The sequence below is a fragment of the Klebsiella sp. 141240 genome (assembly GCF_050600805.1).
Taxonomy (GTDB): domain Bacteria; phylum Pseudomonadota; class Gammaproteobacteria; order Enterobacterales; family Enterobacteriaceae; genus Klebsiella; species Klebsiella aerogenes.
Genome location: NZ_JAQIRK010000008.1, coordinates 171,336 through 183,468 on the forward strand (window position 1 = coordinate 171,336; position 12,133 = coordinate 183,468).

Annotated in this window: 9 protein-coding genes and 1 pseudogene; 6 read left to right on the forward strand and 4 right to left on the reverse strand. The window is 57.7% G+C overall.

Going from position 1 to position 12,133, the window contains the following annotated elements:
- Positions 1 to 108: 108 nt before the first annotated feature.
- Positions 109 to 951, forward strand: a complete 843-nt coding sequence (locus PGQ95_RS16130) for a 23S rRNA (adenine(2030)-N(6))-methyltransferase RlmJ (protein WP_015369265.1) — start codon at positions 109 to 111, stop codon at positions 949 to 951.
- A 72-nt stretch (positions 952 to 1,023) separates the two neighbouring features.
- The gene (gorA, locus tag PGQ95_RS16135) at positions 1,024 to 2,376 is read left to right on the forward strand and encodes a glutathione-disulfide reductase (RefSeq protein WP_045359206.1); all 1,353 of its coding nucleotides are present in this window, start codon (positions 1,024 to 1,026) and stop codon (positions 2,374 to 2,376) included.
- A gap of 29 nt (positions 2,377 to 2,405) precedes the next feature.
- On the opposite strand, the gene PGQ95_RS16140 is transcribed toward gorA, so the two are convergent.
- The 3 genes and pseudogenes from PGQ95_RS16140 to hisD all read right to left on the reverse strand — a co-directional run bounded on the left by PGQ95_RS16140 (position 2,406) and on the right by hisD (position 6,513).
- Positions 2,406 to 3,503 carry a serine hydrolase domain-containing protein gene (locus PGQ95_RS16140; RefSeq protein WP_183269089.1) on the reverse strand — a complete coding sequence of 366 codons (1,098 nt, stop codon included), beginning with the start codon at positions 3,501 to 3,503 and terminating at the stop codon, positions 2,406 to 2,408.
- A gap of 1,236 nt (positions 3,504 to 4,739) precedes the next feature.
- Positions 4,740 to 5,105, reverse strand: a pseudogene (locus PGQ95_RS16145) (GntP family permease); the annotation flags it as partial.
- A gap of 100 nt (positions 5,106 to 5,205) precedes the next feature.
- Positions 5,206 to 6,513, reverse strand: coding sequence for a histidinol dehydrogenase (gene hisD / locus PGQ95_RS16150; protein WP_430918713.1), 1,308 nt, complete (start codon positions 6,511 to 6,513; stop codon positions 5,206 to 5,208).
- Between the two features lie 179 nt (positions 6,514 to 6,692).
- Between hisD and PGQ95_RS16155 the strand changes: the two genes are divergently transcribed.
- Positions 6,693 to 7,709: a LacI family DNA-binding transcriptional regulator gene (locus PGQ95_RS16155; protein WP_213794169.1), complete on the forward strand. Its 1,017-nt coding sequence runs from the start codon at positions 6,693 to 6,695 to the stop codon at positions 7,707 to 7,709.
- An 8-nt stretch (positions 7,710 to 7,717) separates the two neighbouring features.
- Here PGQ95_RS16155 and PGQ95_RS16160 read toward each other — a convergent pair whose 3' ends face one another.
- Complete coding sequence (locus PGQ95_RS16160; protein WP_113373995.1) at positions 7,718 to 8,341, reverse strand: glutathione S-transferase family protein; 624 nt, start codon at positions 8,339 to 8,341, stop codon at positions 7,718 to 7,720.
- 99 nt (positions 8,342 to 8,440) lie between these two features.
- Here PGQ95_RS16160 and PGQ95_RS16165 point away from each other — a divergent pair, with 99 nt between their 5' ends.
- The 3 genes from PGQ95_RS16165 (at position 8,441) to PGQ95_RS16175 (ending at position 12,108) form a co-directional block, all read left to right on the forward strand.
- Positions 8,441 to 9,589 carry an iron-containing alcohol dehydrogenase gene (locus tag PGQ95_RS16165; RefSeq protein WP_213317339.1) on the forward strand — a complete coding sequence of 383 codons (1,149 nt, stop codon included), beginning with the start codon at positions 8,441 to 8,443 and terminating at the stop codon, positions 9,587 to 9,589.
- Positions 9,590 to 9,858: 269 nt separating this feature from the next.
- The gene (locus PGQ95_RS16170) at positions 9,859 to 11,517 is read left to right on the forward strand and encodes an alpha,alpha-trehalase (protein WP_047078846.1); all 1,659 of its coding nucleotides are present in this window, start codon (positions 9,859 to 9,861) and stop codon (positions 11,515 to 11,517) included.
- Between the two features lie 63 nt (positions 11,518 to 11,580).
- The gene (locus PGQ95_RS16175; protein WP_087859001.1) at positions 11,581 to 12,108 is read left to right on the forward strand and encodes a GNAT family N-acetyltransferase; all 528 of its coding nucleotides are present in this window, start codon (positions 11,581 to 11,583) and stop codon (positions 12,106 to 12,108) included.
- The last annotated feature ends 25 nt before the right edge of the window (positions 12,109 to 12,133 follow it).

A 12,133-nucleotide genomic window follows, 5' to 3' on the forward strand; every position in this document is an offset into this window, starting at 1 on the left:
GGGGGATAGTTGCGGGAATTTCAATGACAGGCGGTGCGACAGCGGCAATCCTGGGCGAACTGCGGTAAACTGTCGGTTAACTTGTTTATTTCCGGAATCTCTGCATCCATGCTCAGTTATCGCCACAGCTTTCACGCAGGCAACCACGCCGACGTCCTCAAACACACCGTTCAGAGTTTGATCATTGAATCGCTGAAAGAGAAAGAAAAACCGTTTCTCTACCTGGACACCCATGCCGGCGCGGGCCGCTATCAGCTGAGCGGCGAGCACGCCGAACGTACCGGCGAGTATCTTGAAGGCATCGCCCGTATCTGGCAGCAGGACGATCTACCGACCGAGCTGGAGCCGTATATTTCGGTCGTCGAACACTTCAACCGCAGCGGCCAGCTGCGTTACTACCCGGGTTCGCCGCTTATCGCGCGCCAGCTGCTGCGCGAGCAGGACAGCCTGCAGATGACCGAACTGCACCCGAGCGATTTCCCGCTGCTGCGCGCCGAGTTCCAGAAAGACAGCCGCGCGCGCGTCGATAAAGCCGACGGTTATCAGCAGCTGAAGGCCAAGCTGCCGCCGGTTTCCCGTCGCGGTCTGATTCTTATCGACCCGCCGTACGAAATCAAAACCGATTATCAGGCGGTGGTCACCGGGATCAACGAAGGTTATAAACGCTTCGCCACCGGCACCTACGCACTGTGGTATCCGGTGGTGCTGCGCGCGCAAATCAAACGCATGATCAAAGATTTAGAAGCCACAGGTATCCGCAAAATTCTGCAAATCGAGCTGGCGGTGCGTCCGGACAGCGACCAGCGCGGCATGACCGCCTCCGGGATGATCGTCATCAACCCGCCGTGGAAGCTGGAACAGCAGATGAATAACGTGCTGCCGTGGCTGCACAGCAAACTGGTTCCAGCCGGTACCGGTCACGCGACCGTGAATTGGATCGTACCGGAGTAATCGCAACCATCGGTGGAACCTTTTAAGCCTCGCGCTACAATCGCGGCAATTAACGATTAAGGACATATGGGCATGAGCAAACATTATGATTACCTCGCCATCGGCGGCGGCAGCGGCGGTATCGCCTCGATTAACCGTGCGGCGATGTACGGCCAGAAGTGCGCGCTGATTGAAGCCAAAGAGCTGGGCGGCACCTGCGTTAACGTCGGCTGCGTGCCGAAAAAAGTGATGTGGCATGCGGCGCAGATCCGCGAAGCAATCCACCTGTATGGCCCGGATTACGGTTTCGATACCACCATCAACCATTTCGACTGGGATAAGCTGGTTGCCAGCCGCAGCGCCTATATCGACCGTATTCATACCTCTTACGACAACGTGCTGGGTAAGAATAAAGTTGATGTTATCAAAGGGTTCGCGCGCTTTGTCGATGCCCATACCGTGGAAGTCAACGGCGAGACCATTACCGCCGATCATATCCTGATCGCCACCGGCGGCCGCCCGAGCCACCCGAACATTCCAGGTGTGGAATACGGTATTGATTCCGACGGTTTCTTCGAACTGCCGGCACTGCCGAAGCGCGTGGCGGTAGTCGGCGCGGGCTATATTGCCGTTGAACTGGCCGGTGTGATTAACGGCCTCGGCGCCGAAACCCACCTGTTCGTGCGTAAACACGCGCCGCTGCGTAGCTTCGATCCGCTGATCGTTGAGACTCTGGTGGAAGTGATGAACGCCGAAGGCCCGCAGCTGCACACGAACGCAATTCCGAAGGCGGTAGTCAAGAATGCCGACGGCAGCCTGACTCTGGAGCTGGAAGATGGCCGCAGCCAGACCGTAGATTGCCTGATTTGGGCGATTGGCCGCGAACCGGCGACCGATAACTTCAACCTGGCGGCAACGGGCGTTAAAACCAACGATAAAGGCTACATCATCGTTGATAAGTTCCAGAACACCAACGTACCGGGCATCTACGCGGTGGGCGATAATACCGGCGCCGTCGAGCTGACGCCGGTCGCCGTGGCGGCAGGCCGTCGTCTGTCCGAACGCCTGTTTAACAACAAGCCGGAAGAGCACCTGGACTACAGCAACATCCCGACCGTGGTCTTCAGCCACCCGCCAATCGGCACCGTTGGCTTAACCGAGCCGCAGGCGCGCGAGCAGTACGGCGATGACGCCGTGAAGGTGTACAAATCGTCCTTCACCGCGATGTATACCGCCGTGACCTCTCACCGCCAGCCGTGCCGCATGAAGCTGGTCTGCGTCGGCCCGGAAGAGAAGATTGTCGGTATTCACGGTATCGGCTTCGGAATGGATGAGATGCTGCAGGGCTTTGCGGTAGCGCTGAAGATGGGCGCGACCAAAAAAGACTTCGACAACACCGTTGCCATTCACCCGACGGCGGCGGAAGAGTTTGTCACCATGCGTTAATCCGCGCAGCCCCGTCTCAGGACGGGGCTTCATTTTGACTCCGTCACCAGATTACGTAGGATCTGATGGCCGATGTAGTTACTCCAGTTAAAGCTGTTTTGCAGCACCACCACCGCATTCTGATTCGCTTTATCGAAGCCGATATAGCTCGAATAGCCGCCGATGTATCCCACCTGATAGGTCAATTGCTGCCGGCCAAATGTGTCGGTCACCCAGGCAATGTTCGCTGCTTCAATTTGCCGCGGATAATAATCGACGCTAACGTCCCTGAATGCCTTATCGAGCACCGTCTGCCCCGTGGGCGCGAAGTGAGCGCGGGCATAATTAATCAGATCGGCGGCATCGCTGTACAAACTCGCCGCGCCAACCATGTTATTGGTGAACTGCCAGTCCGGCGTCAGCGCGCCGCGCGGTTTAAACTTCGGCTGATCGCCTGCGTGCCCCAGCGCCCGCCACGGATATTCGCGCAGCGTTTGCGGCAGAAAGCTGGTATTCCCCATCGCCAATGGTCGGAAGATCATCCGTGAAGCCAGCGTCTCAATCGATTCGCCGGTTTGGTATTTGAGAATATACCCCAGGATAGCAAAACCAAGATTGGAATAACCCGGCTCGCGCTCCAGCGGCGCATTGAAGTTGCTCAGATAGCTCAGCACGCCGTCGGCATCAAGTTCGTGATAAAAGTTTTCACCATTGTTGAGATACGCCAACAGATGCTCAAGCGACAGCATGTTCATCGGCTGACGCGGCAGCCCGGAGGTATGGGTGACCAGTTGCAGCAAGGTTATCTTGCGGGCGTCGTCGCTGAGCACGGTCCCCGGCGGCAGCAGGGTTTGCAGCGTATCGTTCCAGTGCAAACGCCCCTCGTTGACCAGCATCGTGACCACTTCAGCGGTCACGCCTTTACTTAAAGAGCCGAGGGCAAAAAGCGTTTGCGGAGTTATCGGGTAGCGTTGCTTTTCATCCGTCACGCCGAAGCAGTGAAACTCCGCCGGACCGTTGTGATGAATAATCGCCACTACCACGCCGCTGACCTGCTTCTCGCGCATGTAATGGCTGACGAAAGTATCGACGGAAAGCCGCTGCCCGTTATGCCCCACCAGGCTGGTTTCATTGCTGGGAGGGCTCATTTGCGACAGCGTGCCGGAGCAGCCTGAAACCAACAGTAATGCCAATAGCACAAGGCCTAACCGCCTGTTCAAACTCCACCTACCTGCCGCGCGTTTTTGGGATGAGATAAAAAATAGACGCGGATCGTAGCGGCATTACCCCGCCGGCGCAAAGCGAATACGCTGAAAAATAAATAAGGCCGTCGGCATAGATAGCCGACGGCCCGGGCTTTATACCAATCCGGTGGCGTAGTAAATGCCGATAATGAAAAAGGCACCGAGGATTTTAAACAGCGTGATACCGAGAATCGGTTTATAGGCCTGGCGATGCGTCAGTCCGGTCACCGCCAGCAGAGTGATGATCGCGCCATTGTGCGGCAATGTATCCATGCCGCCCGCCGCCATCGACGCCACACGGTGCATCACTTCCAGCGGGATCCCCGCAGCATGCGCCGACTCCACAAAGCGATCCGCCATCGCCGCCAGGGCAATGCTCATTCCACCAGAGGATGAACCGGTGATCCCGGACAAAATATTGATCGTAATCGCCTGATTGAGTAAAGGATTTGGGATCGCTTTCAGCGCATCCGCCACCTGAACAAACCCCGGTAGCGCGGCAATCACCCCGCCAAAACCATACTCTGATGCGGTATTCAGCGCCGCCAGCATCGCGCCGCCAACGGCGACTTTGCTACCGTCGGCCAGCTTACCCTTCAGGCTACGCCCGGCAAACAGGAAGATAGTGATAATTCCGCACAACAAGGCCGCCATCACCGCCCAAATCGCCACCATCTTCTTCACGTCGCTTTCCATCGGCGCTTTCAGTCCCGGCAGGTCAATCAGGAAATGGCTACCGTACGCCTGAGGAATAAGCCAGGTGAACAGCAGGTTGGCGACGCCGACGATTATCAACGGCAGCAGCGCGATCACCGGGTGCGGCAAATTAAGGTCTGCCGGGGTTTCAGGTTCATTCACGAGCTCGCTTCCATAACCCTCGCCCCTGCGCTGCGCTTTACGGCGCATCGCCTCCAGATATAACCAGCCTCCAATAGCCACAAACGCAGAGCCCAATACCCCAAGCCAGGGCGCCGCCCAAGAGGTCGTACCGTAAAAGGTAGTCGGAATAATATTCTGAATCTGTGGCGAACCCGGTAGCGCATCCATCGTAAAAGTGAAGGCGCCCAGCGCGATAGTCGCAGGCATTAGCCGTTTCGGAATTTGGCTCTGGCGGAACATCTCAGCGGCGAAGGGATAGACCGCAAATACCACCACGAATAGCGAAACCCCGCCATAGGTTAACAACGCGCAGACCAGAATAATCACCGGCATCGCCTTGTTTTGCCCCATCAGCCGGGTAACAGCACTCACGATTGAACGGGAAAATCCGGAAAACTCAATTAATTTCCCGAAGACCGCGCCGAGTAAAAAAACCGGGAAATAGAGTTTTACAAACCCTACCAGCTTATCCATGAAGATATCGCTGAATACCGGGGCAACAGCGGCTGGCTGGGTGAGTAATACGGCGCCGAGCGCAACCAAAGGGGCAAAAAGGATCACGCTATAGCCGCGATAGGCGGCGAGCATCAGCAATCCTAACGCCAGTAAGGCAATCAATACGTCCATAGGGTTATCCGTCAGCATGGCCGCCGCTTATTTCCTTGTTATCGGGCGGCCGATGTTAAGTTGGGGAGCGTATCCCGCTTCCCGTTTCAGACCTTACGGGTTATTCAGGAATCCCAGCGTAAGGAACGTCTTTATTGCCGTAGCGGCGCACGCGGACATTGGCCTGTTCACCGTGGCCGGAGAAACCTTCGAGGGCGCACAGACGCGAACAGTACTCGCCGATCTGCGCGGAGGCGCTATCGGTAAGAACCTTTTGATAGGTGCAGGTTTTGATGAACTTCCCAACCCACAGCCCTCCGGTATAACGCGCCGCTTTACGCGTCGGCAGGGTATGGTTGGTGCCGATAACCTTATCGCCATAAGCTACGTTCGTTCGCGGGCCCAGGAACAACGCGCCAAAGTTCTGCATATTTTCGAGGAACCAGTCCGGGTCGCGGGTCATTACCTGCACATGTTCGAACGCCAGCTCATTGGCGATTTTCAGCATTTCTTCCCGGTCTTCAGCCACAATGATTTCGCCAAACTTCGCCCACGACTGGCGCGCGATTTCCGCGGTGGGCAACACCGCCAGCAGGCGTTCAATTTCCGCCAGCGTTTCGCGCGCCAGCGTTTCCGAGGTCGTCAACAAAATCGCCGGAGAATCAGGGCCATGCTCCGCCTGACCTAACAGGTCGGTGGCGCAGATTTCGCCATCCACGCTTTCATCGGCAATGACCAGGGTTTCCGTCGGCCCGGCGAACAGATCGATACCGACGCGGCCAAACAGCTGGCGCTTGGCTTCAGCGACAAAGGCGTTGCCCGGTCCTACCAGCATATCCACCGGGGCGATACTCTCGGTACCGACTGCCATCGCCGCCACGGCCTGAATACCGCCCAGGCAGTAGATTTCGTCGGCCCCCGCCATATGCTGCGCAACCACAATCGCCGGCGCCGGTTTACCGTTAAACGGCGGCGCACAGGTGACAATGCGCGGCACGCCTGCGACTTTCGCGGTGATAATCGACATATGCGCCGACGCCAGCAGAGGGTATTTCCCGCCCGGCACGTAGCAGCCCGCCGCGCTGACCGGAATATTTTTGTGTCCCAGAATGACGCCCGGCAGCGTTTCAACCTCAATATCTTTCAGGCTGTCGCGCTGGTGCTGCGCGAAATTACGCACCTGCTCCTGAGCAAAGCGGATATCGGCAATATCGCGATCCGACAGCTGCGCATAGCAATCATCGATTTCCTGCTGCGACAGGCGGAAGTTTGCGCGATCGAGCTTATCGAACTTAATCGACAGCTCGCGCACCGCTGCGTCGCCGCGCGCTTCAATATCCGCCAGGATTTTCTCTACCGCTTCACGAACCGTACGGTCGTGAGATTTCACTGCTTCAGATTCCGCACCGCGCTTGAGCCAGATAGCCATAACTTGCCTCACTATAATGTTAATAAAATGCTAATGCATTCGAATTCACTTGCATCCTGGCGTGAATGAAATGTTATGTGAAGCAGTAATGCATTCGAATGCAACAGAGATCGCAAAATTAGTGACAGGGGGGAAGATTCACGCATAATGACGGGGCATGGGTCAGGAGAGGCAACGGAATGGCAGGTCAAAACAAACGAGCAGTCACCAGTTACGATGTCGCGAAAGCGGCTGGCGTCTCGCAGTCTGCGGTATCCCGCGCCTTTACCGAAGGAGCGAAAATCTCGCCAGCCACCAAAGAAAAGGTGCGTAAGATCGCCGCCGAACTGGGCTATCGTCCGAGCTTTATCGCCCAGTCGCTGATCACCCGCCGCTCAACGCTTATTGGTATCGTCGTTCCGGGGTTGGTGAATCCCTTCTACGCCGCGGTGCTGGATGAACTGTCACAAGCGTTGAACCTGATGGGATACCGGGTACTGTTGTTTTCGACGTACCGTGATGATGACACTACCCCAATCATGGAAGAGATTCTGCGTCATCGTGTTGAAGCGCTAGTGCTGGTGTCCAATAGCCTTTCTTCACACTTTGCTCATGAATGCCAGCAGCTCGGGCTGCCGGTGCTGCTGCTCAACCGCAAAAACGACAGCCGATCGGTTTCCAGCGTCACCAGCGATAACCTGGCCGGCGGCGCCGCGATTGCCGATTTCCTGCTGGATCTCGGCCATCAGCAGCTGGCATTTGTTGCCGGTAGAGATACCTCCTCTACCAGCCGCGACCGGGAGACAGGCTTTCGACAGCGTCTGGAGGCCCGCGGCGCGCGCCCGATGCTGCGCGATAGCGGAATGTGGTCGATAGAAGAAGCGATGAACGCCACCCGCAGACTGATGGCGTTGCCAACGCCACCTGACGCGCTATTTTGCGCCAACGATATGATGGCCATCGCCGCCCTCAACGTGGTTGTCGGCGAAATGGGCATGAAGGCGGGCGAAGATATCTCCGTCGTCGGGTTCGATGATATCGCCATGGCCAGCTGGCCGCTGATAAATTTAACCACCTGGGTCCAGCCGCTATCGGAAATGGTGGATACCGCCATCGCCGTGCTGAAAACGCAGCTGGGCGCGGTTGAAACCAGCGCCGTTCAGCATGTCCTGCAAGGGAAGCTTATCGTCAGGGGCAGTACCCGCCCGCAACGCTAAATCAGCGGCTACGCCACGCCGTTATTGCCGTGGCGCATAAATGCCGGACGCTGGTTAAGGGCCATATACCAGCGTTCGACGTTTGCCATCTCCGGGTGGGCGAACGGCGTCATTTTCCAGCGGTGCACCGAAAGCCCCAGCACGATATCCGCCAGCGTAAACGTCTCGCCGGTCAGCCACGCGCCGGTGCGCAGCAACTGGTTGTCGACAATCTGTACGCAGCGCGTCCACGCGGCAATACTCTCTTTAATCGCCGCCGGGTCCTGAAAACGCGGGTCTTTACGCACCAGCCCCGTGAAAGCGTAGCGCCAGGCGCTATTAAACTCCGTCGCCTGCCAGTCCATCCAGTGTTCTACCTGCGCCGCGGCACGTAACGCCGAGGGCAACAAATCCTCACGTCCGGCCTTGCGCGCCAGATAGCGGCAGATACTGTTCGACTCCCAAAGGACAAAATCATCATCCACCAGCACCGGCACTAACGCATTCGGATTGAGCGCCAAAAATTCCGGCGTATCAAGCGGGCTATAGCCGCTGCCATAATCTTCCTGCTGATACTCGACCCCCGCCTCTTCGCAGGTCCAGAGCACCTTGCGCACGTTAATAGACGAGCGTTTACCCAAGATTCTTATCATCGTCAGCAACCCTTTTTCGTAATATGGCAGACATGAAGCTTGCCGGATAATGTGTATAGTGGATTGCAGAATAATTATCCACTACAGGTACTCTTACACATGGTCACTCCCTTCAACATCTTAACACCGGGCAATATCCGCTTTGGCCGCGGGCAGGCCCGCAGCGCCGCGCCGTGGCTGGCGCAATATGATGCCCCGGTGCTGCTGGTTCACGGCGCGACCAAAAGCCGCGCTCAATTTTTACTGAGCGAACTGAGCGCATTGCATCTTCAGGTCAGCACTTTTGCTATCGCCAATGAACCCACGCTGGACGATATTGAACGCGGCGTACGGCTGGCGCGCGAGCGCGGCGTTGGCGCGGTGGTCAGCCTCGGCGGCGGCGCGGTCATTGATGCCGGTAAAGCCATTGCCGCGCTGGTCCCGGCAAGCGGGCCTGTCATCGACTATCTGGAAGTCGTCGGAACGGGGAGAATACTGGAAGCCAGCCCGCTACCGTTTGTCGCTATTCCCACAACATCCGGCACCGGCGCGGAGGTCACTAAAAACGCGGTCATCAACGTCCCGCTGCAGCAGCGCAAAGTCAGCCTGCGCGACGATCGCATGCTGCCGCAGCTGGCGATTGTCGATCCCGCTTTAACGGATAACGCCCCCCGCACCGTCACCCTCGGCTCCGGCCTTGATGCCTTAACTCAGGTTATCGAACCCTGGCTGTGCACCCGGGCGACGCCCTTCACCGATGCCCTGTGCCGGGAGGCGATCCCCCGCGGCATCGCCGCGTTAAAAACGCTGATGGAAAAAGAGTGTGCCGACAGCCGCGACGAGCTGGCTTGGGTCAGCCTGTGCGGCGGACTAGCGCTGGCCAACGCCGGGCTGGGCGTGGTTCACGGTCTTGCGGGGCCGCTTGGCGGGCTAAGCGATGCCTCCCACGGCGCGCTCTGCGGCTGCCTGCTGCCCTTTGGTCTGGAACTCAATGAGTCGCAGGTAACCAATCCGGCGCTGCGCCAGCGATTCCTCGACGTGCGCCAGTGGATCGCCGCCGGACTTGGCGTCTCGCCGGATGACGCCTGGCAAAGCCTGCGCGAATGGAGCCAGCGCTCGGGGCTCGGCAATTTACGCGACCTCGGCGTGCCGCGCGAAGCGCTGGAACCCGCCGCGCTGGCGGCCAGTAGTTCATCGTCGATGAAAGCCAATCCGGTCACGCTGGATTCAGAGCAACTGCTGGAGATGCTGGAAGCCGCCTGGGAGTAAACGAGCCAACCGCCTGCGTTTACCGGGGCGGTTCAAATTTTGTTGCATAATGAATGCTCCGAATTTCGTTTTCGCGCATTCACGATAACGGTAAATATTCACCCTTTAGTTTCAAAGACCTGCTCTTCTTCTCCGCCGTTTTTTCTTAGCGAAAAGCGTGACGTGACGCACAGTTTATCTTCCGCAGACCGAAGCGAGTGTCTACGCTTATTAGAGAGCCCGGGCATGCCCGGCCCCTAAACTCACGCTATCCGGAGGCCTGTATCGCTATGTTCAGCCAGAAACTACGCAACGTTGATGACGACGAGTTGAGGATCGAAAACGATCCGTGCTACGAAGCCGATCCGTATGAGTTAAAACTGGATGAAATGTTCGACGCCGAACCGGAGCCGGAGATCATCGAAGGGCTACCGGCGTCTGACGCGCTGACCCCCGCCGACCGCTATCTCGAGTTGTTTACTAACGTACAAAAGTCGCGCATTTTTCTTGATAGTAAAACTTTTCCCGACTGCGCGCCGAAACACGATCCGCTGGATATCCTGATGCACTATCGGCGGGTTAAACGTACGCCGGAGTTCGATTTGCGTCAGTTTGTGGAAGACAACTTCTGGCTGCCGGATAACCGCGCCGATGATTACACCTCTGATCCGAAACTGACGCTAAAAGAGCATATCGATAAGCTGTGGCCGGTGCTCACACGTGAACCGCAGGATCATATTCCGTGGTCGTCGCTGCTGGCGCTACCGCAGTCGTACATCGTCCCCGGCGGGCGTTTTAGCGAGACCTACTACTGGGATTCCTACTTCACCATGTTGGGGCTGGCGGAAAGCGGCCGTGAAGATTTGCTCAAATGCATGGCCGACAACTTCGCCTGGATGATTGAAACCTACGGCCACATTCCTAACGGCAATCGCACCTACTATCTCAGCCGCTCCCAGCCGCCGGTGTTCGCCCTGATGGTTGAACTGTTTGAGGAAGATGGCGTTCGCGGCGCGCGCCGCTATCTCGACCATCTCAAATTAGAGCACGCCTTCTGGATGGACGGCGCGGAATCGCTGATCCCTAACCAGGCCTACCGTCACGTGGTGCGTATGCCAGATGGTTCGCTGCTTAACCGCTACTGGGACGACCGCGATACGCCGCGCGATGAGTCCTGGCGAGAAGATGTCGAAACGGCGAAGCATTCCGGCCGCCCGCCAAACGAGGTCTATCGTGACCTTCGCGCCGGTGCGGCTTCCGGCTGGGACTACTCCAGCCGCTGGCTGCGCGATATCACCAGGCTTGCGAGTATCCGCACCACCCAGTTTATTCCCATCGACCTCAACGCTTTTCTGTTTAAGTTGGAAAATACTATCGCCAATCTTTCCGGCCTGAAGGGCGATCGCGAGGCTGAAGCCGAATTTCGCCGTAAAGCTAACGCACGCCGGGAGGCGGTTACCCGCTACCTGTGGGATGAAGAGTGCGGCTGTTTTCGCGATTACGATTGGCGCCGTGAGCAGTTGGCCTTGTTCTCCGCCGCCAGCATCGTCACGCTGTATGTCGGGATGGCGACCCACGCCCAGGCCGAACGGCTGGCGGATGCCGTACGCGCGCGTCTGCTCACCCCTGGCGGCATCATGGCGACGGAATATGAAAGCGGCGAACAGTGGGATAAACCCAACGGCTGGGCGCCGCTGCAGTGGATGGCGGTACAGGGATTCAAAATGTACGGCCACGACCCGCTTGGCGATGAAATCGCCCAGAGCTGGCTGCAGACGGTGAATCAATTTTATCTTAAACACCACAAGCTCATTGAGAAATATCATATCGCCAGCGGCGTCCCACATGAGGGCGGCGGCGGGGAGTATCCGCTGCAGGATGGCTTCGGCTGGACCAACGGCGTCGTGCGGCGACTCATCAGCCTGTACGGCGAGCCGAGGTCTTCATGAGGCACTTTCCGTCGGCAGGCTGTGCTGTTAAGGTTTTATTTTCCCTTTGCCAGAGCCGACAACATGCCCGAACTGCTTACGCCGCGGCTGCGCTGCTCGCCGCTGCAGCTTGACGACTGGTCTTTTTTTCTCAGCCTGCAACAGGATCCGCAGGTGATGCTCTATGTCGCGGATAACCGGCCCATCGCCGATATCCGCGCCGCGTTTGATGCGCGCCTGCCGGTCTGGTCGCCTAAGGCCGCGCACTGGCTGTGCCTGGTGGTTCGCGATCGGCAAAGCCATACGCCCCTCGGCCTGACCGGCTATTGCCACCACGATGATGATATTGCCGAAGTGGGCTTTCTCTTCGCCCCACAGGCGCAGGGCCAGGGCTACGGATATGAATCACTGCGGGCGCTATGTGATTACGCGTTTTCTACAGGCGGCATCCGTCGCCTGACCGCCAGCGTCACCGCCGGGAACCAGGCCTCAAAACAACTGCTGCTAAAAACAGGATTTATTCAGGAAGGAGAGCTACGCGAGAGCTACTGGCTACATGGCCGTTGGCACAATGACTGGCTGTTTGGCCTGATGCGCCACGATTACCAATAAGGCCCTGGGCCATCCGGCGAATGGG

What these genes read in the sequence shown, in the direction of transcription:
- PGQ95_RS16165 (WP_213317339.1), top strand. Translation starts at nt 8,441, where the DNA reads ATGGTCACTCCCTTCAACATCTTAACACCGGGCAATATCCGCTTTGGC.
- hisD (WP_430918713.1), bottom strand. Translation starts at nt 6,513, where the DNA reads ATGGCTATCTGGCTCAAGCGCGGTGCGGAATCTGAAGCAGTGAAATCT.
- PGQ95_RS16155 (WP_213794169.1), top strand. Translation starts at nt 6,693, where the DNA reads ATGGCAGGTCAAAACAAACGAGCAGTCACCAGTTACGATGTCGCGAAA.
- PGQ95_RS16170 (WP_047078846.1), top strand. Translation starts at nt 9,859, where the DNA reads ATGTTCAGCCAGAAACTACGCAACGTTGATGACGACGAGTTGAGGATC.
- PGQ95_RS16175 (WP_087859001.1), top strand. Translation starts at nt 11,581, where the DNA reads ATGCCCGAACTGCTTACGCCGCGGCTGCGCTGCTCGCCGCTGCAGCTT.
- PGQ95_RS16160 (WP_113373995.1), bottom strand. Translation starts at nt 8,341, where the DNA reads ATGATAAGAATCTTGGGTAAACGCTCGTCTATTAACGTGCGCAAGGTG.
- PGQ95_RS16130 (WP_015369265.1), top strand. Translation starts at nt 109, where the DNA reads ATGCTCAGTTATCGCCACAGCTTTCACGCAGGCAACCACGCCGACGTC.
- PGQ95_RS16140 (WP_183269089.1), bottom strand. Translation starts at nt 3,503, where the DNA reads ATGAGCCCTCCCAGCAATGAAACCAGCCTGGTGGGGCATAACGGGCAG.
- gorA (WP_045359206.1), top strand. Translation starts at nt 1,024, where the DNA reads ATGAGCAAACATTATGATTACCTCGCCATCGGCGGCGGCAGCGGCGGT.